General features: G+C 37.6%; 22 protein-coding genes. 9 read left to right on the top strand and 13 right to left on the bottom strand.

Features of this window, described 5'->3' with window-relative positions; translation table 11 throughout:
• Positions 1-19 precede the first annotated feature (19 nt).
• From menC to MHB39_RS02345, 4 genes are read right to left on the bottom strand one after another with little or no spacing between them, the layout of a single operon-like run.
• Entirely contained in the window at positions 20-1,126 is a 1,107-nt protein-coding gene (gene menC / locus MHB39_RS02360) for an o-succinylbenzoate synthase (protein WP_326141429.1), read from the bottom strand.
• Position 1,127: 1 nt separating this feature from the next.
• Positions 1,128-1,940 carry a GNAT family N-acetyltransferase gene (locus MHB39_RS02355; protein WP_048393343.1) on the bottom strand — a complete coding sequence of 271 codons (813 nt, stop codon included), beginning with the start codon at positions 1,938-1,940 and terminating at the stop codon, positions 1,128-1,130.
• 23 nt (positions 1,941-1,963) lie between these two features.
• Positions 1,964-3,079: a M20 peptidase aminoacylase family protein gene (locus MHB39_RS02350; RefSeq protein WP_342545746.1), complete on the bottom strand. Its 1,116-nt coding sequence runs from the start codon at positions 3,077-3,079 to the stop codon at positions 1,964-1,966.
• A gap of 5 nt (positions 3,080-3,084) precedes the next feature.
• Positions 3,085-3,954, bottom strand: a complete 870-nt coding sequence (locus MHB39_RS02345; RefSeq protein ID WP_004225544.1) for a MurR/RpiR family transcriptional regulator — start codon at positions 3,952-3,954, stop codon at positions 3,085-3,087.
• 235 nt (positions 3,955-4,189) lie between these two features.
• On the opposite strand from MHB39_RS02345, the gene MHB39_RS02340 reads away from it, so the two are divergent.
• A complete protein-coding gene (locus tag MHB39_RS02340; protein WP_342545745.1) occupies positions 4,190-6,379 on the top strand; it encodes a DNA topoisomerase III in 2,190 nt (729 codons plus the stop codon).
• A 235-nt stretch (positions 6,380-6,614) separates the two neighbouring features.
• Here the strand turns inward: MHB39_RS02340 and MHB39_RS02335 are convergent, their stop codons facing one another.
• From MHB39_RS02335 to MHB39_RS02315, 5 genes are all read right to left on the bottom strand, one after another.
• Positions 6,615-7,685 carry a glycosyltransferase family 2 protein gene (locus MHB39_RS02335; protein ID WP_342545744.1) on the bottom strand — a complete coding sequence of 357 codons (1,071 nt, stop codon included), beginning with the start codon at positions 7,683-7,685 and terminating at the stop codon, positions 6,615-6,617.
• A 157-nt stretch (positions 7,686-7,842) separates the two neighbouring features.
• Positions 7,843-8,595 (bottom strand): hypothetical protein, encoded by a 753-nt coding sequence (locus MHB39_RS02330; RefSeq protein ID WP_036078124.1) that lies wholly within the window; start codon positions 8,593-8,595, stop codon positions 7,843-7,845.
• A gap of 1 nt (position 8,596) precedes the next feature.
• Complete coding sequence (locus MHB39_RS02325; RefSeq protein WP_342545743.1) at positions 8,597-12,379, bottom strand: AAA domain-containing protein; 3,783 nt, start codon at positions 12,377-12,379, stop codon at positions 8,597-8,599.
• Between the two features lie 112 nt (positions 12,380-12,491).
• A complete protein-coding gene (locus MHB39_RS02320) occupies positions 12,492-13,046 on the bottom strand; it encodes an NADPH-dependent FMN reductase (protein WP_026023374.1) in 555 nt (184 codons plus the stop codon).
• Positions 13,047-13,174: 128 nt separating this feature from the next.
• Positions 13,175-14,005 carry an oxidoreductase gene (locus MHB39_RS02315; RefSeq protein ID WP_258859150.1) on the bottom strand — a complete coding sequence of 277 codons (831 nt, stop codon included), beginning with the start codon at positions 14,003-14,005 and terminating at the stop codon, positions 13,175-13,177.
• Positions 14,006-14,407: 402 nt separating this feature from the next.
• Here MHB39_RS02315 and MHB39_RS02310 point away from each other — a divergent pair, with 402 nt between their 5' ends.
• The 5 genes from MHB39_RS02310 (at position 14,408) to MHB39_RS02290 (ending at position 18,750) form a co-directional block, all read left to right on the top strand.
• Positions 14,408-15,454, top strand: coding sequence for a hypothetical protein (locus MHB39_RS02310; RefSeq protein ID WP_016992350.1), 1,047 nt, complete (start codon positions 14,408-14,410; stop codon positions 15,452-15,454).
• Between the two features lie 192 nt (positions 15,455-15,646).
• The gene (locus tag MHB39_RS02305; RefSeq protein WP_016992348.1) at positions 15,647-15,832 is read left to right on the top strand and encodes an SE1832 family protein; all 186 of its coding nucleotides are present in this window, start codon (positions 15,647-15,649) and stop codon (positions 15,830-15,832) included.
• Positions 15,833-15,866: 34 nt separating this feature from the next.
• The gene (locus tag MHB39_RS02300) at positions 15,867-17,438 is read left to right on the top strand and encodes an ABC-F family ATP-binding cassette domain-containing protein (RefSeq protein ID WP_342545742.1); all 1,572 of its coding nucleotides are present in this window, start codon (positions 15,867-15,869) and stop codon (positions 17,436-17,438) included.
• Between the two features lie 437 nt (positions 17,439-17,875).
• Positions 17,876-18,280 (top strand): transcriptional regulator Spx, encoded by a 405-nt coding sequence (gene spx, locus MHB39_RS02295; RefSeq protein ID WP_004225558.1) that lies wholly within the window; start codon positions 17,876-17,878, stop codon positions 18,278-18,280.
• A 23-nt stretch (positions 18,281-18,303) separates the two neighbouring features.
• Positions 18,304-18,750: a MarR family transcriptional regulator gene (locus MHB39_RS02290; protein WP_009371643.1), complete on the top strand. Its 447-nt coding sequence runs from the start codon at positions 18,304-18,306 to the stop codon at positions 18,748-18,750.
• Positions 18,751-18,856: 106 nt separating this feature from the next.
• On the opposite strand, the gene MHB39_RS02285 is transcribed toward MHB39_RS02290, so the two are convergent.
• Together MHB39_RS02285 and MHB39_RS02280 are read right to left on the bottom strand one after the other, a co-directional pair.
• Complete coding sequence (locus MHB39_RS02285) at positions 18,857-19,405, bottom strand: RNA polymerase sigma factor (RefSeq protein WP_036078118.1); 549 nt, start codon at positions 19,403-19,405, stop codon at positions 18,857-18,859.
• Between the two features lie 294 nt (positions 19,406-19,699).
• Positions 19,700-20,830, bottom strand: coding sequence for a LuxR C-terminal-related transcriptional regulator (locus MHB39_RS02280; protein ID WP_342545741.1), 1,131 nt, complete (start codon positions 20,828-20,830; stop codon positions 19,700-19,702).
• Between the two features lie 191 nt (positions 20,831-21,021).
• Here MHB39_RS02280 and MHB39_RS02275 point away from each other — a divergent pair, with 191 nt between their 5' ends.
• From MHB39_RS02275 to MHB39_RS02265, 3 genes are all read left to right on the top strand, one after another.
• On the top strand, positions 21,022-21,777 hold the full coding sequence (locus MHB39_RS02275; protein ID WP_342545740.1) for a glucose 1-dehydrogenase: 756 nt from the start codon (positions 21,022-21,024) through the stop codon (positions 21,775-21,777).
• Between the two features lie 20 nt (positions 21,778-21,797).
• On the top strand, positions 21,798-22,541 hold the full coding sequence (locus MHB39_RS02270) for a glucose 1-dehydrogenase (protein WP_048393318.1): 744 nt from the start codon (positions 21,798-21,800) through the stop codon (positions 22,539-22,541).
• A gap of 250 nt (positions 22,542-22,791) precedes the next feature.
• Positions 22,792-24,174, top strand: a complete 1,383-nt coding sequence (locus tag MHB39_RS02265) for a dipeptidase (protein ID WP_036078110.1) — start codon at positions 22,792-22,794, stop codon at positions 24,172-24,174.
• A gap of 57 nt (positions 24,175-24,231) precedes the next feature.
• Here the strand turns inward: MHB39_RS02265 and MHB39_RS02260 are convergent, their stop codons facing one another.
• Both MHB39_RS02260 and MHB39_RS02255 read right to left on the bottom strand, forming a co-directional pair.
• Entirely contained in the window at positions 24,232-24,804 is a 573-nt protein-coding gene (locus tag MHB39_RS02260; protein ID WP_016992008.1) for a nitroreductase, read from the bottom strand.
• Positions 24,805-24,899: 95 nt separating this feature from the next.
• Entirely contained in the window at positions 24,900-25,394 is a 495-nt protein-coding gene (locus MHB39_RS02255) for an amidase domain-containing protein (RefSeq protein WP_036078108.1), read from the bottom strand.
• Positions 25,395-25,464: the final 70 nt, after the last annotated feature.

The following is a 25,464-nucleotide window of genomic DNA, read 5'->3' as shown; positions in this document are numbered from 1 at the left end:
ATAAGAAATTTAAGTCTATTTATTGATATGTTTTCTGTGCGACTGTGAAGGAATTAACCGTTTCCCTATTTATTTCATAACCAATTCCTACTTGTTGTGGTACTTCAATATAACCATCTTTTACAACTACTTCTGGTTCGATAATATCCTTTTCCCAATATCGATTAGAGCCAGCAGTATCTCCCGGTAATATAAAATTTGACAACGTTGTTAAGGCTACATTGTGCGCACGACCAATACCAGATTCCAACATGCCGCCACACCATACTGGGATGTTATGTGTCTCACAATAATCATGTATTTTTTTTGCCTCTGTTAGGCCACCAACACGACCAATTTTTATGTTTATAATTTTGGTGCTCCCTAGTTCTATAGCCTTTCGTGCATCTTCTAACGAATGGATACTTTCGTCCAAACAAATTGGTGTTTCCATTAATTTTTGTAATGAAGCATGGTCGATAATGTCATCTGAAGCCAATGGTTGCTCAATCATTGTTAAGTTAAATGCATCAAGTTGTTTCAATGTTTCAGTATCCTCTAGACGATAGGCTGAATTGGCATCAGCCATAAAGGCTACATCAGGAAATGTTTCCCTTAATGTACGCATAACCTCTATATCCCAGCCCGGTTTTATTTTGATTTTCATGCGCTTATAGCCTTCCTTTACATAGCCGTCAACTAATGTAACTAACTCCTCGATTGAATTTTGTATGCCGATACTAATACCTACTTCAATTTTATCCTTTTTACCACCAAGTGCTGTTGCTAGGGATTGACCAGTTTGCTGTGCATATATATCCCAAATAGCTCCTTCTATTGTCGATTTCGCCATATTATTTTTGCGAATCGGCTCAAATAATTGACTCACTTCAGCTGGGTGATGAATCTCTTTATTTAAAACAAGAGGAATGAGGAAGTCTTCAAGCATATGCCAGTTTGTTTGAAGTGTTTCTTCATTGTACCAAGGTGAATGAAAGGCAACTGATTCTCCCCAACCGATTAAGCCTGTCTCATCTTTTGCCTCGAGGACTAAAAAGTTCCTCTCATCAAACGTGCCAAAGCTTGTTGTAAACGGTGCTTTTAATTTCATCTTCAATTGTCGTATTGTGATTTCTGTAATTTTCATATTAAAATGCCCCTTCCAAATTTAAAGCTGCTTTTTTCACTAAAACATATTCGTTATAGCATTCTCGTTGTTGCAGTGAAATTGCTGCATACCCTGCTGAAAATAGTTGCTTTAGTATAGTTCTTGTTTTGAAACGCCAATCCAATGCTAAGCTAGGATTTTGTGCTTTTAAGGCTTGAAAGTCCTTAGGAACAGGTAGCGTATACAACTCTTCTACAAATTCAAAATTTTCAGTCATTTTTAAGCATAATAAGCCCTGCTTTGTAAGTTCACAGCTTGCCACTGGTTTTGCATCCGCTACTTCTATTGTAATGTCGTTCACCACATAATCTGAAGTTAAATGCCAGCTCACCTCAAATCGATCAGAGGGTAGCCCTTTATTGAAACCATCCTGCATTTCACCGTAGCAATTTTCTATATAGGTATAGCAAATACCCTTTAATTTAGATAAATTAAGATAAGCATTTCGGGTTTCAAGAGGGTCAAATGTCCATACCATTAAGTCATAGCCACGTTCAATAGCAATAGCTCGCTGTTCGTACTTTAACTTTTCTCCTATGCCTAGTGATCGATATTTTTCATCAATCCCTAGCATATGAGAGCATAGATAGCTTTTTCCTTCTCGAAAACCCGCAAAACCATAACTAAATCCGACTAATTTATCTTCTTGATAGGCACCTACAACGATGCCCCCATTTTTCACTGCTGTCAGCGTTTGATGGAGAGGAATAGCAGACATTCCCCATACATTCAACTCTAATTGCTGAACCTGCTCAAGTTGTTCTATTGTTTTGATTTCTCTTATCTCTATCATAGCTATCTCTTCTTTCTATATCTTTATAATGCTCTCAAAATAGCCCTTGTAATAATATTTACTCCTACTAACAGCCGGTCTTGATTAAAGGTCATTTGCGGATGATGTAAGCCAGGAGTAACCCCACAGCCTAATCCAAGCATTGTAGCTTTAAGCTTCGGACGTTCATAGGTATAAAAATGAAAATCCTCCCCTCCTGGTGTAACAACTGATGGAGCGCAAGCCTTTTCCCCAACTACATCAATAATAGCTGCCTTCATATGTTGTAAGGCTTCATCATTCACCAATGCTGCCACTATATGAGCATCTACCTGTAAGGTAATCTTGGCACCATACATCGCTTCAACAGAGGCTTTTACACGCTCCACCCCCTCTGTGATTACCTGCATCACTTCATTTGTTTGGGCCCTTGCATCAATGCTAAAGGTTGCTTTACCAGGAATAATATTTGTAGAGGTGCCTCCCGCATTAAACTGTGTCATTTTGACAGAGGCAGAGATAGTTGGATCCGTCCAAATTTTTTGAAGACCTTCGACTATAGCTGCTCCAACCTCAATTACATTAATGCCGAGTTCTGGTCGTGCGCCATGTGCCTCTTCCCCAATAATGGTCCCTGTAAAAAGCTTTGCTGCTCCATGGTATAATGCTGGTGCATACGAACCATCCTGTAATTCCTTTAATGGTCGAACATGGACACCAAATAAATAATCTAAATCATCTATAATACCTTTTTCGACAAATGCGCGTGCTCCTTGGGCCTTTTCCTCAGCAGGCTGAAATAGTATGCGTACAGCACCTGACAGTAAATGCTCCATGTCCTTTAACAGCAATGCAGTTCCAATAGCCATCGTCATATGACCATCATGTCCACAAGAATGGTTAGCTTGAAAGACACCATTAACCTCCTGCCAAAGTGCATCTATATCAGTGCGGAACCCTACTCTAGGTGTTCCCTCCCCTATATCAACATAAAGTCCTGTCATATCTTCAAAAAGGTGTGGCTCCATTTGGGCCTCTCTTAATAAATTTGCTATATATTGAGTTGTATTGTGCTCTTGCCAACTAACTTCTGGATGTTCATGTAAATGTTTAAAAATATCTGTAAGAAGTGGCTGTAACTCTTGTAAAATTTGATTCATATTAGTCAACTCCATCGGTTTGCTAAAAAGCTATTTTGAAAATCGTCATATTTTACGCGCTGATTTTCATAATAGTCATGATCTTGAGCAGTCATTCCTGCTATTAGTGTATTTAAAAATGCTATGAGTGCTGGCATAGCATCAATTGTTGAAACTTCTTGTTGTTGTTCATTCACAAAGGTGATAGTTGCATATTGAGTTATAGGTGCAATCTGAGAATCGGTTATGCCAATAATCTCACATTTTTTTTCTTGTAATTCGGCTGCAAATTGGATCGGCTCTTTAAAGTAACGGTGGAATGATAAAATAATTACTACACTATTTTCATCAATCTCTTGAATAGCACGTATGACCTCACTTGTTTCAAAATTTAATAAAACAACATTCGGTCGCAAAAGATTTAATGTAAAATGAAGCCACTGTGCAGCTAAATGGGAAGAGCCATTCCCTGCAATATATATTTTTTTCTTCTCATGGAGCAATACTGAAGCTCGATTAAAATCTTCCTCGTTAATGTTTTTAGCCATATTTAAAATGCGAGATGCATCCTTTTCCATCGTCTTTACATAAAAACGTGGATTTTCAAAAAGAGCTTGCTTCGATTGCAAATAATTCTGCAAACTACTTGCATTCCCTTCATTAAATAAATGCATGGTTACCTGACGTTGCAATTGTGCATAACCAGATAAGCCTAATGCGTAACAAAAACGGATAACTGTCGTTTCACTTACTCCGGCCTTTTCCCCTACATATGAAGCAGAGTGGATTCCTACTGTCTGTAAATTTTTTAATATGAATGTAGCTACCTTTTGTTGACTTTTAGACAACTCTTGATATTTCTCTTGAATCATTTGCTGAATTGTTTGATCTCTCATAAAAGAAGCTCATCCTTTTTTTATCTATACTATGAAGTCGTTACTTCATTTTCATGTACACTAGACTAACATAATAATTTTCAGAATTCAATATTTTTTCTGAAATTTATGTTTCCTTACTGTTACCTGCCTAAATCTATCCTCCGACATTTAATAAATTTCGCTTCAGTTAAACTGCGAACCCACTCAACCTATGCTATATTTAAAACCATGGAACTATGAAAGGGTGTTAACAATGGCAAAGAGCGTAGTAATTGCTGAAAAACCTTCTGTAGCACGTGATATTGCACGTGTGCTGAAGTGTAATAAAAAAGGAAATGGCTTCCTTGAAGGAGATAAATATATTGTGACTTGGGCGCTTGGACATCTTGTAACACTGGCTGACCCAGAAAGCTATGATGTGAAATATAAAACATGGAATCTTGAAGATCTCCCCATGTTACCTGAACGCTTAAAATTAACGGTTATAAAGCAAACTGGAAAGCAATTTAATGCGGTCAAAAGTCAGCTTACACGTAATGATGTTAATGAAATCATCATTGCTACAGATGCTGGACGTGAAGGTGAATTAGTAGCACGCTGGATACTTGATAAAGTGAAAATTAAAAAGCCTTTGAAACGCTTATGGATTTCCTCTGTTACCGATAAGGCAATAAAAGATGGGTTTGCTAATCTAAAGCCAGGCAATGCATATGATAATCTCTATGCCTCTGCTGTAGCTCGCTCAGAGGCAGATTGGTATATCGGGCTTAATGCTACTCGTGCTTTAACTACCCGCTTTAACGCACAGTTGAATTGCGGACGTGTACAAACACCAACAGTAGCAATAATTGCTGCACGTGAAGATGAAATTAAAAACTTTAAGGCACAAACTTATTATGGTATTGAAGCGCAAACAACTGACAACTTGAAGCTCACATGGCAAGACCAAAATGGAAATAGTCGTAGCTTCGATAAAGATAAAATCGATACGCTGGTCAAAAAAATTGGAAATAGCAATGCCATCGTTGCGGACATTGAAAAGAAACCTAAAAAATCATTTGCACCTGGTCTTTATGATTTAACTGAATTGCAGCGAGATGCCAATAAAATCTTCGGCTACTCAGCGAAAGAAACATTGAATATCATGCAAAAACTCTATGAGCAACATAAAGTGTTAACTTATCCACGTACGGATTCTCGCTTTATTTCACAGGATATCGTTGCTACACTACCAGAACGCTTAAAGGCCTGTGGTATTGGTGAATATCGCTCCATCGCCAATAAACTGCTTACTAAACCAATCAAGCCAACAAAGGCCTTTGTCGATGATAGTAAAGTATCAGATCATCATGCGATTATTCCAACAGAGGGCTATGTAAATTATTCAGCTTTCACAGATAAGGAACGTAAAATTTATGATCTTGTTGTAAGGCGTTTCCTAGCTGTTCTACTGCCTGCTTTTGAATATGAACAACTAACACTGCGTGCAAAAATTGGCGATGAAAGCTTTATTGCTCGTGGAAAAACGATTTTATCATCTGGCTGGAAGGAAGTTTATGAGCATCGCTTTGATGATGAGGACACAACAGATGACGTAAAGGAACAAATACTACCACGCATTGATAAGGGCGATATATTAAAAGTAAAGCTTATTGCCCAAACTTCTGGTCAAACAAAGCCACCTGCTCGATTTAATGAAGCTACTCTTTTATCAGCCATGGAAAACCCAACAAAATATATGGCAACGAATGATAAAAAATTAGCCGATACATTAAAATCTACAGGCGGTCTTGGCACAGTCGCTACACGTGCAGATATTATTGAAAAGCTTTTCAATTCCTTCTTAATAGAAAAGCGTGGTGGCAAAGATATTTATATTACCTCTAAAGGTCGTCAACTACTCGACCTAGTGCCAGAGGAATTAAAATCCCCTGCCCTGACAGCAGATTGGGAGCAAAAGCTTGAACTTATTGCAAAGGGCAAGCTAAAAAAAGATGTATTTATTAGCGAGATGAAAAATTACACAAAGGAAATTGTTACAGAGATTAAGGGTAGTGACAAAAAGTATAAGCATGATAATATCTCTACCAAATCATGTCCTGATTGCGGTAAACCAATGCTTGAAGTGAATGGCAAGAAAGGAAAAATGCTTGTCTGCCAAGATCGCGAATGTGGTCATCGGAAAAATGTCTCACGTACCACAAATGCACGTTGTCCACAATGTCATAAAAAATTAGAGCTTCGCGGAGAAGGTGATGGTCAAATTTTCGTTTGTAAATGTGGCTATCGTGAAAAATTATCCGCCTTTGAAGCAAGACGTAAAAAAGAAGGCGGAGGCAAGGTCGACAAGCGCTCCGTACAAAAGTACTTAAAGCAGCAAAACAACGAGGAGCCTGTGAACAATGCACTTGCTGAAGCATTGAAGGGATTAAAGTTCGATTAATTAAAAGGGCAAATTCACTCTATATGTGAATTTGCTCTTTTATTATGCATACTCATCCCTTCAAAACATATCTTGAATTGACTGAATATTCTATATCAAAGGAGGTTTTGAATGGAAGCAAAAAATTTTAGGCCACGCAATGTGATTTTTATGACGGTTGTGGTAGGTGTCTCTGTGTTAATTGGCCAAGCTATTTATGTCTTGTTTATTGATGTGCCTTTCCCATAAAAAAGATTTATATCCTTAATTGACTAAGTAAATATTTTCTATTATTAATTATTTCCTGATGATGCGGTTTCCATTTTTGCGCCTCTAAATTATGCTGATAGGCATTTTCAAATAACCGTAACTCCCTGTATAAAAGGCTTAATTGTAGATGAGGAATCCATGTTGAATATGCCCGTTTTTGGACAGTCATTGTATCGACAGGAGCTTGTTGCAAGGCTTGAGAGTACCAGTAAATAGCCTCTTTATGTTTTAGTTGCTCCATAAAAAATTGGCCCATTCGGCAACATGCTTCTGGCTTTGGTCGATCATATAAGAAAGATTGCAAAATAGCTTGCTGTGCTTGTTGATCATCATGTAAACGTCGATAGCATTCCCCTACATGTAAGCAAGCTTCAATGCAATCATCTGTTGTGCCTAAGTTACTATCCAAAAATAGATTGTATTGATTAATAGCTTCTAGGTAACGTTGATGTAATTTTAATTCATTCCCATAATGAAATGTCTCAATTGCTGAAAGAGAATGTCCATCCTTTATTAATCCCTCATAAATACGTATATTACGATGGATATCTTTTGTTAACGGTAAATGTGTAACAGCGATATCACTATGGTAGAGCTGCCCAGACACCCTTAAATTCTCATGGACAGCACCTTCCCATTGAAAATGATTCGCCCTTTTTACTAGACGATATTTTCGTTCACTACACTCCACTTCTCCGTCACAGTCAAGCGTCAAATAATAATCCATTGTTACAGCATCAATAGAGGGAAATAAGGATTGCTTTAGTTGGCTGAACTTGTACTGATTTTCCTTTGTCATAACATCATCAGCATCGAGCCATAAAATATAGTCTTTTGTTGCTTGCTGAAAGGAAAAATTTCGTGCTTTAGCAAAATGATCACACCAGGAAAAATCGTAAATTCGAGAGGTAAAATTTTGGACAATCTCCTTTGTTCGATCAGTTGAGCCTGTATCAATGATGTTGATCTCATCCACTAGGTGCTGAACCGAATCTAAGCATCTTTCAATCGTACATTGTGCATTTCTCACAATCATACATAAACTAATTGATAACATCTGTCCCCTCCTTAACAAGGTTTTACTATATGCTAATGTAGTATTTTATCGAAAAAATTTTCCGATTATCACCTAACTTTGTAAATTAATCATGTAAATCAAAAAAAACGAACGCGTCTCACGTTCGTTTTTTTCTAGCAATTGATATCCTGCTGAATCAAGATAAATATTGCTCGCGCCATGATAATTGTTCTTTGTCTGTAAGCTGTTGCTCTAAATGGTGATCCCATTGATTGAGTAATGTATTCCACACTCGTACAAATACTATATCCTGCTCCTTATCATAAAGAACAAACTCTAAACACGGGCTATCATTAATTTGTTGAGCTTCTGTTTGAACAATATTTGCGATGACTTTCTGAGAGTTCCCTTCCTCCTCTTCATCCACTTCCTGTAAAGCTGCGATCACCATGGACTCCTCAAACTGTTCCTGTTGCTCTGCTTCTTTGTCAATATAACGATAGAGCTCTGGCAATTCATCATATTCATCATTATTCGTATCGACTGTGAGAAATGATTGATGGCAAGGACTAAAGTAAAGCGTGGAGGTTTCTTCTTCTAGTTCTTCTTCAAAAATACCTCGTTCTAGCTGTTGCTGCCCTTTCTCAGTTAGTCTATAGAAATCATCTTCATTCCTCACAAGATTTACTCGAATCATTAAAGAAATCAAGTCCTCGATAAATAATGGATCTACAAGCAATAGCTCACTCAATTCCTGTGTGTTTCCAAAATCGGCCTCTTGAATACTAAGCAGAAGCATTGTCATTAAGACATCCATTGTTGAACGGCGAACTGGCTTATAGGTCACATCAACTGTCCGAATGGGAATACACCATTCAGCCGTTTTGACAATCTTAATATTACGATTCTGCTGAAGCTCACGCATAAGCCGTTGCTGTAATTTTGACAATCTATATCACCAATCCTTCATGATTACGCAAGCCATCGTAGGATTTTACTGTCTTTAATAAATTTGCATACATCTCTCTTGTATCTTGATGTTTTGCACGTTTTGCAAACATTTCTGCACTTCCAACAAGCAGTAGTAACTCACGAGCACGAGATAGCGCGACATTTAAACGACGATAATCTCTGGCAAAACCAATATCCCCGCCTTTAGGTGTATTACGAACCATACTCACTAAAACGACATCCATTTCCATTCCTTGGAATTTATCAACAGTCCCTGTTCTAAATTGCAGGTGTGGTAGCTGTAATTCCTGCTGAAGAAGGCGATTAATTTTCTTTACCTGCTCACCGTAGAAACTGATGACACCAACGCTTTTTTGAGCATCCTGTGGCATACGCCCTGCTTCTTTTGCCGCCTTCACCGCTTCATTGAGATCCAGCAAAATACGTCTAATTGTTAGTAATTCACCTTCATTATAACGACTCGTTCCACCTTTTACTTGCTCCTCTAAATAAGGTTTTTCTGTTGGAATATCAATCCATAGTAAATGGTCATCACGTTTTATAAATTGCCCCTCTAAGCCATGATCTCTTGCTGCATCCGAATCTGGTAAGCCACATTGCAAGCCATTTTCCTCTTTCGCATAAAATGGTGTGATACTTTGCATAATCTTCTCATGCATGCGGTATTGCAGTGCTAGCATTTGCTTATGTGTTGGTGGCAAATTATTAAATAAGCGCTCAAATAGAGATTCACGCAACAGATTTTTTAATTCCTGTGCACCCTCAAAGTTTGGATCTTCTTCAAGCATTGCCTTTAATGTTTCCTCTAGTGTATCATCTCCAAGCAATGGTGGTAGCTGATGATGATCACCTACTAATATAACTTTCTTCCCCTTCAGCATTGGTAAAAGTAATTCTGGGGGTGTTGCCTTTGAAACTTCATCAATAATAACCACATCAAAGGTTGGATAATTTTCCATAAACTCCTTACTAGCAGAGGCTACGCATGTTGTTCCAATAACGTTCGCATGACGCACATATAATTTTCGAATTTCATCTAAATCATACTCTGTTGCGTTTTGTAGTTTTTCACGCCATTGTTCTTGTAGTTTTTTACGAAGTGGTAGCTGTTTTTCCTGACGTTGTAATGCTTTAATTGCTTGGTTTGCAGTTTGTATAGCTTCCTTCACCTCTTCTGCCGTTCGTTCTGGCGTAGATTGTAAAAGCTTTGTATAGGAAGCTAATTGCTTTTCTTTCTTCAATCCAGCTATATTAATGCCTTTTATCTGTTCTTCCATCTGCGTTAGCTGCTGCTCTACTTCCTGCAAGTTTGTTTGGATAGTCTGTAAAGAGGCTTGTTTAGGAACAAGTTGTACTTTAGCCTGTTCCACTGCCTCAAGCTGCTGCTTTGCTTGTTGAAGAGACTCTCTAGCTTGTGAGGCAAGAATTTTTAAATATTCTACAGATTCTTCTGGTTCTTCAGTAATCTGAAAGGCGTTTGCCAGTTGTTGTAACCGTTCAGTATGTTGTATAAATGGTTGGAGCTGCCGCTGGTAACTTTGCACATCAAAGCTAGTTATTGCACACTCCTGATGAATTAAAGTTACTAGGTTTTTACGAAAAGTTTCGTATTCCTGATCTTTATGGTCTTGCTGTTGCTTTAGTGCTATTCCCTTTTGCCAAACAAAATCACGACGCATATATAGCCCGAGCAAATAACTTTCAATAACATCACTTGCTGGTGCTTGACCATCTTGAAAAGCCGTGTTTAACTGTGCGAATACACCAGTAAGGTTTTGCAAAGAAAACGATTGTACTGGTTGTAGTCTACTTTTAGCAAGGGCACGCTCCTTGACTTCATGCGTAACCAAAGCCTCAAGCTTCACAATTGCTTTTTGTAAACGAGCATTAATTGTTGACCATGCCTCTAAATCCTTAGCATCTTCTAAATGCTGCAAGCGATCAATTTGCTGCGAAAGTACATGAGAAGGACGAATTTGATAATGTTGTAAAAAACGCTGGATAAGCTCAAATGAGGTTAAGGTATATATATATTTTTGCGCTTCCTTCATGATAACGAGACGATTGCTTTCGATTTCATATTTCTGCTGTATCTCTTCAAATTGCTGTGTTAACTGGTGCTTTTGCTCTTGTAGTTCTTTATATTGAGCAGCAGCCTCTAGATGTTTTACTTTTTCAGCAGTTTCCTGAATCGTACTTTGTAATTGCTCAACTGAAGGGTAATCAGCAAGTGTCTGTTCAAGCTGCTGTACAATTGGCTCAATTTGTGCGAGCTGTTTTATATAATGCTCTTTTTGAGCTTCACATGTTTGTTGCTCTGTTTTAGCAGCCTTCAATTCTTTTTTTAATGCTTGAATCTCCTGCTGTAGAATGGGTTCTTCAATAGCTGCCTGCTCTTTTGCAGCAATTTCCTGTGTTAATTGCTCTAGCCATTGCTCTAATTTCTCTTGCTCATCCTTTGCTTTTACAAGATTTGCTTCTAGCTCTTTCTGACGGTCTGGAAATATTGTAATTGCTTCTTCAATCGCAGCAAGTGTCTGCTCACGCCACTGCAGTGCAACATTTTCCTCTATAAATTTTTTACCCTCTTCCTCAATACTCTCCGTTCTACCATAGCGTAAAATTCGAATTTCTTGATTGGACAGTAAGCGTCCTAATGCATTATCTACAGCTAAATTAGACTGTGAGGCAACAAGTGTTTTTAAGCCTGCTTTAACATTTTGCTGACAAATCTCTGAAATGACAGTTGTTTTCCCCGTACCAGGTGGACCCTGAATGACATACAAATCCTCAACGGATAATGCACCTAAAACGGCTCGTCGTTGATATTCATTTAAATTATTATGAAACTCAATATCTTCGCGTAGCTTGGATGCGCGAACTGTAGGACGCCGCTCAAACAGTATTGTTTCTAAATTAGGGTTTACTGCCTCACCCTTTTCTAACTTTGTAAAACCATTACGTAGTCGTCGAATTTGGCTTAATGTTGCAAAATTACTGAAGCTCGCTTGTTTTGTACGAAGATTCAGCTGATCTCTGCGAGCTAAATCCTGTACGAAAGGTTTTAAATCAATTTCAACCGTTTGCTTTCCTGCATTCGCCTTTAAAACCTGCCCAATTTCGCCACGAACTCCTTGAATGCTAACACTTAAACCCTCTAGCTTTTTCCACTCTTTACTTTTTATGTAGGGGCATACAATGGTTAAGCGTGTAAAGTCTTCATTGAAATAGCTTTGCTTAAATTCTGTATGAATATCATCAATTGTCGCGTCTTGTTCTTGTATCTTTAGATAGCCTTCCCAGCTGGCTATACGTTTTTTTACATACTCTGTACGTTCTTCTGCAATCGGTAGCTGTCTTATTTTGCTGTGCAGCTCAAGTGGAATACCTGCTCCATTATTAGGCTTCGTCACAAATTGTAATGCGGCTGCTAGGCGACGGTTTGTGTTAATAGGTCCACGCATATGGACAAATCGTATATTGGTTGCCAGCAAACCTTCCACCTTTAGCACACAATCCATAATGACCGTTTTCTTAGCAAGAAGATCGGATAATTTTTCGTTGTCCTCTGCATTAAAATAGATGGATAAAAAGGTTTCACCAACTGTTTTTGCTTTTCGTTTTTCAATATAGACAGTAAAGGATCTTTGTAACGCAAAAAAGGCATGCTCGTTTGCTGAGCATTCCTCTACCGCTTCCTTCGCCTTATTGGTCAAAATAAGATTACAGCGTTGTTTTTCTAGTAAAGCGATGTCCTGCATGAGCAGCCCTCCTTCCTGTGTCACTAAAGTTTTATTTTATCACATCCTAAAACAATACTTACAAAGAAAAATCCCCTGCACAGTGATTTCTTACCACCGTACAAGGGCTATCTTAATGTTGGTCAATTGTTTCTTTGGGCAAGTTCTTGCTCATTTCACAGTATTGAACAAATACCCGTGCTAATTCACGTAAACGGCTATGAACGTCTGCATCTACAATATTATTGTTTGCATCAAAATGTGATGTATGTGTATACACATAATTTGGTGTAACAAGCGCTCGGAAGTAGTCTAAAATAGGCTTTAATTGATTTTCGACTACAAGATGATGCTGGTATGTGCCTCCATTTGCAACAATGGATACAGGCTTATAGCGCATTGTTTTAGGGTGTAAGAAGTCAAAGGCATTTTTCAAAACACCTGGAATAGACGCTTGGAAAATAGGCGTTGCAATAATGTAAGCGTCTGCCTCCTCAAATTGTTGAATCATTTTTTTCATATCATCATTTAATGGAGAACCATCCACAATTTGATGCTTATATTGACTAAAATGCATCATTTCTAACTCGAAACTAGCATCTAATTCTTTAATATATTGCTCCACTTGCTCTAAAATAGCACCAGTTTTACGACCAAACATCGTGCCATCTACGAGTAAAATTTTCATCATTACTATGCCTCCACATTCATCTTCTACAATAATATTGTAACAAATGAAAAGTGGCTCGGAAAGGATTGTCATGACTTTAGATATAAATTCAGCCTTTAGACGGAACGCCAAAATTATTCCCTAAATTAATTATCCTGATCATGATGTCGGAAATGGACTTCCTTATCAATGACCGTTTCCTCCAGCTTATATTTATCTCGATTAATAACAACCTCACGATTTACTTTCTCGCCTTCATTCAGCTTATCCCAATTAAATAATATCTCTCTTGAAATGTCCTCTTCTGATACTTCTGGATACTCTAATGTTGCTAACTCATCTGATGGATAAATAGTGACTGGCTGTTGTTTACCATATAGGGCAATGATAATCATAGCCTTTGCCACTTGTGTAGCTTCGATTGCTCTAGAACGCTTTAAAGGTCCAATTAATAAAGGCTGTGCAAGCTTTAATAATTTTTCTCCTGCCTTTTCTCCTAATCGAAATTCTCCTCGGTTCCCTACTAAGAGTGAGGGACGAATAATGGAAAGTCTTTGTAAGCCTAGTTCCTGTAAATCATGCTCAAGTTTGCCTTTAACTCGATTATAGTAAAATGGAGAATTCTCATTAGCTCCCATTGCCGTAATCACAAGAAAATGAGGGATTCCCCGTTTTTTTGCTAAAGAGGCAATTGCTAATGGGTATTCAAAATCTACCTTTTCAAACATTTCACGAGAGCCTGCCTTTTTAATGGTTGTACCTAAGCAACAATACAACTCGTGAGCAAATCCTATATCGTTTTCTTCTATTCTATCAAAATCACGAATTTTCACTTCTAACTTCGGATGCGTAAAAGTTAGCCCTCTTCGTGCAATAACTGTTACTGAAATATACTCATCATTTTCACATAATTGTTCAACTAGAGCGGAGCCGGTTAAACCAGTCGCCCCTACAACAATCGCTGCACGCATACTCATTTTTTCTCCCATCCTTCTACATATTGATAGTGTATCAATGACGCCTCACGCTAACAGCATCCAGATTTTTCCGAATCCGCACTACAAGCTCGTCTTCCAAATCCGCAATACCTTACGTAGGCTTTATCCTGACACATTGGAATTAAGCAAAAACATGCTATCGTCTCTCTTTGTGCAGAGGGATTTTTCTAAATCAAGATAAAGACCTTCCAGTTGTTATGTATCATTCCTACCAATGGCCTTACTATCTATATCGACCATTTCTTTAATGATTAAAACAGATTAAAGATAGCTATTTTAGAGGATTCCTTTAGAGACATTCATGATCAAATCCTAAATTTTACACATACTTGCTCTTTCTTCGCCATAATTTAAAGAGACAGAGGAAAGGATGGGATACATTTGCAAAACGAAACACACGCAATTGAACCAAAAAAAACGATTGTTTTCATTATTGAAAGCTGTATTGATAAAGGGCTGTATCCTTTTGAACGGGTTTCAACATTAGCTAAACTACTTTCGAATGAGAAGGTTTTTATCTTTGTAAAGACTCCTTCAAATGACGGAATCCAAATTTTAATGAATGAAGGAGTTTCTCCTATTCTATTTGATCACTTTAACGAATTACCTAAGCAAATCAAAGGACTTCAACCTGATTTAATTGTTAGAGATGGGCGAAATTCTGAAAGTTGGCAAGTAGAAGAATTACGACCTTTCTGCAAAACAATTATTCATTTTGACGATTTTGGTGAAGGTGGCCAAGCCTGTGATTGTGTACTACTAGCACTCTATCAAGAAGTGAAAGATTATTTACCATCGCATTATATTGGTGGAAGCTTTGTTTTTGCTCTTCCAGATGCCTATCAACATTTCGATAATATACCTGATAGTAAAACACCTGAAAATCCGCCTCATATCGTTGTCGCTTTTGAGGATGGGGACGAGCATAATTTAACATATCGAACACTTCGACACCTAACTCAACTACAAATACCACTACAAATTACAGTTATGATTGACGACAGCTATCGCCATGCAACGGATGACTTGCAAATGATGGTACTTAGTCGTCGCAATACTGCCATTCTTCGAGATAAAAATGCACTCCTCAAACTACTACCTAAAGCAGATGTCATTATTTGTAATGCTAACTATACACCTTATAAAATTGCCTCTTATGGTGTACCATGCATTACACTTGCGCAAACTGAAGCTGAGCTTTTACACGCCTTCCCTCGCGAGCACAACGGCTTTATTCATCTAGGACTTGGTCGTAAAATGAAGCAATCACAAATACAAAATGCTGTCATGGAATTTCTTTTACACGAAGCCCGCAGTGAACGAGCAGTGAGAAAACAGCGACAGCTCAATCTTGCTGGTAATAATGAAACACTCCAAGCATTACTCTTAGATTTTGCTTATGATCGTCATAATATCGCTTCTACTTAGTGCTACTTCCAAGATGATTATGATACAATATATAAGAATTTTTCACTCCAACTCCTCTTATAGAAGTTGGGACATCAGTATATTCAACAAGTACCCGATTGATTTTAAAGAATAAGCGGTGGGGGATTCTTAAAACCTCCATCGCTTTTACACGCATTCACTATAAAAACATTCTCAAAAGGAGTAGTCATCATGCCAACAAAAAGTGATATTGAATACCAAATTAGAGAGTTAAAAATGGACTATATCAATTTACAAGGTGATATAGAAAAGTTGGAGTCCACTGGGCACAATGATCAGGTAGCTAAGGCAGAGCAACGTCTTGCGAATATGGAAGCACAATTAGCCGAACTTAACAAGCAACTTGCAGAACTATAAAATGTAAACAAGAAAGATAGTTGGAGGAACAGATATGGCAATATTAACAGTAGAAAATTTAGGTCACTCTTTCGGTGATCGTACACTCTTTAAAGATGTATCGTTTCGCTTAGTGGAAGGTGATCATATTGGACTTGTAGGAGCGAATGGTGTCGGTAAGTCTACTTTAATGGGCATCATTACAGGTCAAACGATCCACGATACAGGAAAAGTTGAGTGGCTGCCTGGTACACACTATGGTTATCTAGACCAACATACCGTCCTATCGGCTGGTAGAACCATGCGTGAAGTATTACGCGATGCCTTTTTACCATTATATAAAAAAGAAGAAGAACTGAATGAAATTACTGGCAAGATGGCAGAGGCAACGCCTGAAGAATTAGAAGTACTTTTAGAACAAATGGCAGAAGTGCAAGATGCATTAGATGCAGGAGATTTTTATTCATTAGATATGAAAATTGAAGAGGTGGCACGTGGACTTGGACTTGATGCCATTGGCTTAGAGCGTGATGTAGCTGCTCTTTCTGGTGGACAACGCACAAAGGTACTACTTGCTAAGCTTTTATTAGAAAAACCAAAAGTACTTTTACTAGATGAGCCTACGAACTATCTTGACGAAGAACATATTACTTGGTTGAAAATTTATTTAAAGAACTATCCATATGCCTTCCTTCTAATCTCACATGATACAGAGTTTATGAACGAAACAGTGGATGTCATCTTCCAACTAGAATTTTCAAAGTTAACTCGTTATACTGCAACATACGAAAAATTCCTTGAACTTGCTGAAATTAATAAACGTCAGCATATTGAAGCCTATGAAAAGCAACAGGAATTCATCAAAAAACAAGAAGATTTTATAGCCAAAAACAAGGCACGTTACTCCACTACTGGTCGTGCAAAATCACGTGCTAAGCAACTTGATCGTTTAGAGCGAATAGATCGCCCAGAAACAGCTGTAAAACCAGAATTCGGTTTTAAAGAAGCCCGTTCATCTAGCCGCTATGTTGTAGAGGCCGAGAACTTAGTTATTGGTTACGATAAAGACAAGCCATTACTTCCCCCACTATCTTTTGCTATTGAACGAGGGGAAAAAATTGCTTTAGTCGGTATGAACGGTGTGGGTAAATCCACATTATTAAAAACAATGTTAGGTAAAATTAATGCGCTTGGCGGGAAAGTAGTCCGTGGTGACTACCTGTATCCTTCTTACTTCGAACAGGAAGTAAAAGCAGAGAAAATCACACCGATAGATGATGTTTGGAATGCCTTCCCTTCTATGGAACAAGCCCAAGTACGTGCAGCTTTAGCAAGAGCAGGTCTAAAAACCGACCATATTACACGTCCACTTAATTCATTATCTGGTGGCGAGCAAGCTAAAGTTCGTTTATGTAAATTAATGATGGAGGAAGCTAACTGGCTACTCTTCGACGAACCGACAAACCATTTAGATGTAGATGCAAAAAATGAATTAAAACGTGCCATGAAGGAATTTAAAGGTACCATTGTGCTAGTAAGTCACGAACCTGATTTCTATGAAGGACTCGTAACAAAAGTCTGGAATGTTCAAGATTGGTTTACTTCTGGACAACAAGGCCAAGACTAATTATTTCAAGGGCAGCTCCAACATGTTATGGGGCTGCTCTTTTAAATTTTTTTAACTTCTATGTATAAATAGCCTCATTTAAACATACTATAATCAGTGGACTAACAATTTTACCCCTACTTCCAACTAACTCTCTCCTACGAGACAACTTAGAATTCTAGTAGTTCCTATTAATTCAACATGGATTTTATAGCTTAAAAAGACATTTTCTATAGAGTTAACATAACTTACATCATTGTAAGCTGAATAAACGAAACTTTTTACGCTTATCTTCGTATATTTTAATATAACTGAAAAAATAATAATTCGATTGAGAAATTTTTTCAATTAACTATTGATTTATATATAGCTTACTAGTAAGATATATATATAAACTATTAACTTACTAATAAGCTATTTGTAAAATATAATCTAAAAAAGAAAGCGAGGAATGAAGAATGACAGTTACAATTTACTCACAAGCGAGCTGTTCTTCATCCAGAAAAGCACTTAAATGGTTAAAAGATCACAACATAGAATATAAAGAAAAACGTATTACATCTCATCCACTTACACTTGCAGAATTCAAAGAAATTCTAAGTATGACTGAAGATGGCACAGATGAAATCATTGCAACAAACTCAAATGACTTTAAAAACTTAAATATCGACATCGACCAACTTTCTATTCAAGAGCTATTTGCTATCATTCAGGCACACCCAAGAATGTTGCGTAGCCCTATTATAATAGATGAAAAACGTATTCAAGTTGGTTACAATGAGATGGACATCCGTCGTTTTATCCCACGTAAAGTACGTGCTTACGAATTAAATGCGATGACAAGATTGGCACAAGAAAGTTAAAACAGTTTTGGAGATGACCTTCTATGGACCAAGAAAAACAAAAAGCCATTACCTCGTTGTTTGAAGTCGTTTCATCTATTGAGCGTAAGTGGGCAAACGAGTGGAATAATCATAATGTACTCGGCTTTTCAAAATCCCATATTTTAATTTTAGACTACTTATCGCAGGAGGGCCCAAAACGCCCTTCTGCTATTGCTGAGCGGTTAAAAGTAACTACTGGTGGTGTCACTGTTTTAACAACCAAGCTGATAAATGGTGGCTTTATTGAAAAAACACAGCATGCCACAGACCGCCGTGCTTCTCAACTAGTCATTACGGCTGACGGTGAAAACATATTAAAAGAATCTCGTCAACAAGTGAGCGAAATCATTAATAATATGTTTGGTATGCTAACAGCGGAGGAACTGCAAACCTTACGAACTATTTTCTCTAAATGTTTATTGGATGTGGAGACAAATCGACCAGATTAAAGCACAATAAAAAGATGCATTTGCAACTGTTTGCGAATGCATCTTTTTTGATTAGTCGACCAAATACTTCCGTCTAAGTACTGTGATGTGCGACCAATCTGCTTTATTACGCTGGTAGCACAGATTCCACAATAGCTGTATCTGACATGAGCATTTCTTTTAATCGAGCCTTTGCACGGAATAAACGAGATTTCACAGTACCAATGGAAACTTTCATAATTGTAGAGATTTCTGCAAGTGAGTATTGGTCTATGTAGAAATACCATAAAGTCTTTCTATAAATAGCATCTAATTGCTCCATTTTATCCTGGACTAGTTTTGTTACAATGTCCTTTTCAATTTTTTCTTCTGTAGAAATATCGTTATTGGGAACCAAATCTAGAATCGGCACGTCTAATGTTTCAGGTTGGTTCATCATATATTTGCTACGTCGTACTTTTTTACGATAGCGATCTCTAAATGTATTCATTGTAATAGTTGTTAGCCAAGCTTTAATATGCTCTACTTCGGCCACGCTATCTTCATAGCGTACAACCTTAACCCAAACTTCTTGCATTAAATCTTCAGCTTCTATATTATTGCGAGTTAGTTTTAAACATAAATGATATATATAACGATTGTATTCCTCGTATACGCCTTCTAATTTTTCATTCATTGTGTATGCCTCCGCTTCTTGTTCTTGCTTCTATACACATTCTCGCAAAATAATGTATTACACTCTATCGCATTGGCTTTCAATTTCATTACAATCGTGTAAGCTTAATCGCTTTCACTTGTAATATTCGTAAAAATTGTTTTACTACTATACTGCTTTCCCTCCAAAAAAGCTTTTGATGACAATAGTTACCTATTAATCAAACTATATTTTCAATAGTATTTATTGTCAGAATATTAATTAGCATTTGAAGAAACAAAAAATGCACTCCTATATAGAAGTGCATTGGGTGTTTTAGCTTAACAGTCCTAGACGAAAGGCTGAGGCAACGACCTGTGTTCGATTCTTTGCTTTGAGCTTTGTCATAAGACTGCTTACATAATCCCTGACAGTATGCTCACTTAAAAATAATAAACCAGCAATTTTTTTATTATCATATCCTTCGGCAAGCAGGCCAAGTATCATCGATTCCCTTTCAGTTAAATGAAGCACTGTATTCTTTTCTACCTTCTCGCCCTTACGTGATAAAAATAAACCTAAACGCTTCCCTACTTCCTCAAGGAGTGTTAATTCTTCCTTTGTACAATCAAACTCCTCCCCTAGCTGATCAAATGTTAACCACCCAAATAATTGATCTTGACGCAAAATGGGAATAAAAATAATCGAGGATAAATTAAATAATTGGATATGCTCTTCTTTCAAGTAATTTTTAGGATTTTTTAAATAAATGGGTTTTCTTGAACTAAGTATTGTGTTTTCCCCAGTCAACTCCCCTTTCATGCTTTGCACCTTAGGAAGCTCTGCGCCAATAACTCCATAAAAATGATTGGACCATGGGACATATGCGTAAAATACACATCTTTTATAACTAAAATACTCTTCACATTTTTTTAAAATCAGCGCTAAATCCTGATAACCTGAGGAACTAATAAGCAATTTATCAAGCCTATCTAATAGCTGTAGATGCCTAATTTTCTGATTTTCGCTAGCGATGTTACTAGTTTGGTTATCTCCCTCACAGTCATAATAAAGCTCTACAAGTAACGTAAATGTCGATAATACATACATGAAGATGGCGTTCGTTCGACTACTCTTCTGTTGAATCATAAAAGTAATCAATGCTTTCTCGAAAATTAATTGGAATAAATTAAAGCTCTTCCTATCAATAATGGACAACTGTGATTGAAGCCATGTGTTAAAAAAATACTTATCATCATTATTTAATTCCTCGATATTTGCATGTGTCATTAAACGCAAAAATGAATCTAATAGCATTGCTGTTCTTTTTCGATCTGCCCCAGTTATAGAAGGTTCTAGATTAAGGTAGATATTTGTATTCTCTTCAATTTGCTTATGATGAATTTTAATAAACAACACAAACTCTTGAAGTGTAACTTCTTCAATTGACTGAAATGGATGCGTCATAGGAAATTCTTCTCCTTCACACTAAAATACCCCTATAAATAGAGGATATTCACTCACTATATTATACAGCATCTTATAGGATAGTATTTCAAATTGAAAGGAGTAAGATGAAAGTATCGCTAAATAATGCGAATACTTTTGAATCCTAAGGTAACCATATAACCAGAAATAATGAAAGGTGCGTGCTTGAAATGAGATTAGAAAATAAAGTGGCCATTATTACAGGTGGAGGTACAGGAATCGGGAAAGAAACTGCACTATTATTTGCTAAAGAAGGAGCAAAAATAGTTATTACTGATATAAATGAGCAATCTGGTAACGAGGCAGTCCGTGATATTCAAGCTATTGGCGGTGAGGCATTATTTATCCGTCACGATGTTAGTAATGAAGAAGACTGGAAAAAGGTTGCAGATGAATCAATAAAAACATTTAACAAAGTCGATATTCTTTTCAATAATGCAGGTATTTATATCATAAAACCACTTGCAGAAATCGAGCTTTCTGACTGGAACCGCTTAATGTCCATTAATGTGACAGGTGTGTTCCTAGGTATGAAACATATTATGCCACTTATGGCTGAGCAACATCATGGATCTGTTATTAATGCCTCCTCTATTGCAGGCTTAACAGGTGCTGCTGGTCACGTCTTATATGGAGCTAGCAAAGGAGCTGTTCGCATTATGACCAAAGACGCTGCTATGGAATATGCTCCATATGGCGTACGTGTCAATTCTATTCATCCTGGCTACATCGATACAGGTATGGCAGACTATGCATCAGCAACAACAGGAAGCTCAAAAGATGAATTAGGCAAAAATTTATTCCCATTAGGACGTTTGGGCTCAGTTAAGGAAGTAGCGCAAACTGTATTGTTTTTAGCTTCTGATGAGTCTTCCTTCTCAACAGGTGCAGAATTCGTCATTGATGGCGGAGCAACAGCAAAATAACATTAAAGGTGGTCATTAATATGAAACTAAAAGATAAAGTAGCAATTGTTACAGGTGGGGCTAGTGGTATTGGTGAAGCCACAGTTCGTCTCTTTGTAGAAGAAGGAGCTAAAGTGGTTATTGCCGATTTTTCTGATCGTGGACAAAGCGTCTCTGAAGAATTAAATAACAATGGTTTTGATACACTCTTCGTGAAAACTGACGTAACAAATGAAGCAGACATTCAAAACATGATAAAAGAAACCGTTACTAAATACGGTAAACTTGATATTATGTATGCAAATGCTGGCGTAGCTGACGATGCACCAGCACACGAGCTTTCTTTCGAAAAATGGAAAAGAACAATTGATATTAATTTATCAGGTGTATTTCTTTCTGATAAATATGCCATTGAACAATTCCTGGCTCAAGGAACAGGTGGCGTCATTGTTAACGCTGGTTCAATTCATAGCTTCGTTGCCTTACCAAACCCTACAGCCTACTCATCTGCAAAAGGTGGCGTAAAGTTATTAACACAAAACCTATGTACTGCTTACGCTAAACAGGGTATTCGTGTAAATGCGGTTTGTCCTGGCTATATCGACACCCCTCTACTGGCTGAAGTGGATGCTCAAAAGAAAGAATATTTAGCATCCCTTCATCCACAAGGTCGTCTTGGTAAACCAGAGGAAATCGCTAAAGCCGTTCTCTTCTTAGCTAGCGATGACGCAAGCTTCGTCAATGGGACAACCCTTCTTGTTGATGGCGGTTATACTGCTCACTAATGGGACTTTGAATAGCCTGATAGCTAGTACATGTAATCATGCAGTTCTAGCCATTAATGGTATGAAGCGTCTGGCTGGTGTGTCTGATCCCTTTAAACTACTCAAGTAAGACTCAACCACAATTGCTATTTAGCTCTTGTGGTTTATTTTGTAGGTGCTATGTGTAATCTTTCAAGACAATTTAAGATTCCTAAAAGCAAATTGTGCTATACTATTTCTATTATCGAAATATTGGAAAGAGGGATACTAGATGACTAATTTACAGCAAATAGATGCTTATTTTACAGAACATCGTGAGGCACATTTAAATGAACTGAATGAATTTTTACGAATTCCAAGTATCAGTTCTTTATCAGAACATAAAGAAGATATTCAACATGCAGCTCAATGGCTAGCCAGTGCATTCGAAAAACTAAATCTTGAAAATATCTCTATTACACAAACAGCTGGACACCCTGTTGTTTATGCAGATTGGCTACATGCTGAAGGTAAACCAACTATTTTATTTTATGGTCATTATGATGTTCAACCTGTGGATCCTTTAAATTTATGGGATAGTGAGCCGTTTAATCCTACGATTCGAGACAATAAATTATTTGCTCGTGGCGCTAGTGATGATAAAGGGCAAGTATTTATGCACTTAAAAATGATCGAGGCATTGTTTGCTACAACAGGGACATTACCAGTCAATGTTAAATTCATTTATGAAGGTGAGGAAGAAATCGGTAGCCCTCATCTCCCTGCCTATGTTGAACAATATAAAGAAAAACTAGCAGCCGATTTAATTTTAATTTCCGATACGGGACTTTATGGTCCTGGTAAGCCTGCTGTGTGCTATGGACTACGTGGCTTAACAGGCATTCAAATTGATGTTCGTGGAGCTAAGGGAGATTTACACTCGGGTCTTTATGGTGGTGGCGTACAAAATGCCATTCATGCATTGGCTGAAATTTTAGCATCTTTCCGTGATGAGCATGGTACGATTCAAGTTGAAGGTTTCTATGACAAAGTGTTGCCATTAACTGAAGAGGAACGTGAAGCCTATCTAGCACTTGGCTTTGATGAAGAATCTGTTAAACAGGAAGTTGGCGTAAAAGAATTATTCGGTGAACAAGGCTATTCTTACTTAGAACGAACTTGGGCGCGCCCAACACTAGAGGTTAACGGTGTATTTGGTGGTTTCTCAGGTGAAGGCATCAAAACAGTGCTACCAGCTGAAGCTGGCGCTAAAATCACATGCCGTCTTGTACCAAATCAAGAGCCCGATGAAATCGTGGCACTTTTAAAAGCACATGTTGAAAAGCACAAACCTGCTGGTGTAGAGATCAACATTTCTGAATTCGATAAAGGCCGTCCATTTCTAACGCCTTTCGATCATCCATTTATTCAGGCTGCTGGACGCTCCTATGAAAAAGTGTATAATGTACCAACAGCATACACACGTGGCGGTGGATCCATCCCTATCGTCGCTGCGTTTGATGAAATTTTAGAATTACCTGTGGTGTTAATGGGCTTCGGTCTATCAAGTGAAAACTTCCATGCACCAAATGAACACTTCCATTTAGAAAACTTTGATAAAGGCTTACGTGTTCTTAGTGATTATTTATATGAGGTTTCAGCATTACAAAAATAAATATCGAGTAATTAGAAAATCCCCTCACTTTTAAGGTGAAGGGATTTTTTTGTTTGATTACTCACCAAAAATCGTAACGATATCAGCTGCTTGTTTGCGTTCTTTGCCTTTTGGCACTTCATCAAAATAACCAACTTGTAGCATAGCAATGACACGCTCACCTGGCTGCACCTTTAATGCTTCACGGAATTTAGGATTATCTAGGAAGCCTGGCGTTTTCCAGCAAGAGCCTATGCCTCTATCCCATGCAAGTAATTGGATATTTTGAATAAATGTACTTGCTGCTGCATAATCTTCTAAACGTTCTTTTTGACGCACATCCTCTGGCACGATCACAAAGGCATAGCCACCTGGTAATGTAAATTTCAACATCTGCTTCGCTAAATCTTCACTTGAAAGCTCCTGCCATTTCGGAATTGTCAGGTCACGTAATAGCTGATGAAGGTTTGCTAATTCCTTTCCACAGGCAACAACTAATCGCCACGGCTCACGATTACCATGGTTTGGAGCCCATACCGCATCGTCAATAATAGCCATTAAATCCTCACGCTCCACAGGCTGACCATTAAACTTTTTAATGGAACGACGCTGAATAATTGCATCTCTAACAGATAAAATTTGTTCGCTCATATCAATTCTCCTTCTACCATAAGACAACATATTAGAGTTTATCTCTTCTATCTTTCACATTATCATAAATTTGTATGCTTTAAAACTACCTGTCCTTAAGCAAAGCTGTCATCTATATGATAGAAAAAGTAGGTCATGCTTGGCGTATAGGCAGTGGAATCCTCATAAAAATAAGGTCGATTAATACTATCTGAGGTATGGGCATTCACATATGGAATACCATTTTGAATACTTGTAACAATAACAGAGTGGTCAATTCTTCCATTCCCTTGAAAATCATAAAAAATGACATCTCCAAGCTCTAGTTCTTCTGCATATTGTACACGTCTACCCTTCAATCCAGTCGTAGACCCTTCTAAATACCATCGTAATGAATGGGCAACAGACCAGCTAAAGCTCCAATTTCCTTGCTGAATCCACCAGCCTTTATCTCTATTTGGTGCACCTCGCATTGGTGCCCCCCCTGCAAGTAAACACTGAGATATATAGTTCGTGCAATCTACATCAAAGTTTGGAAAAGCTGGATTACGTCTGTTCCACCACAAATTAGCATATTGAACTGCAGCCTGCCTATTATACATTTTTGCCATACATCCCCTCCTCATGCCATCATATGTCTATTCAAGTATTTCTATTAGTTAGGTCCTTCCTCATAATTCT

This window comes from Lysinibacillus sp. FSL K6-4013 (assembly GCF_038630435.1).
In the GTDB taxonomy this organism is placed as follows: Bacteria; Bacillota; Bacilli; order Bacillales_A; family Planococcaceae; genus Lysinibacillus; species Lysinibacillus boronitolerans.
The sequence above is the reverse complement of the archived record's forward strand: the minus strand, read 5'-3'. Positions and strand labels throughout refer to the sequence as shown.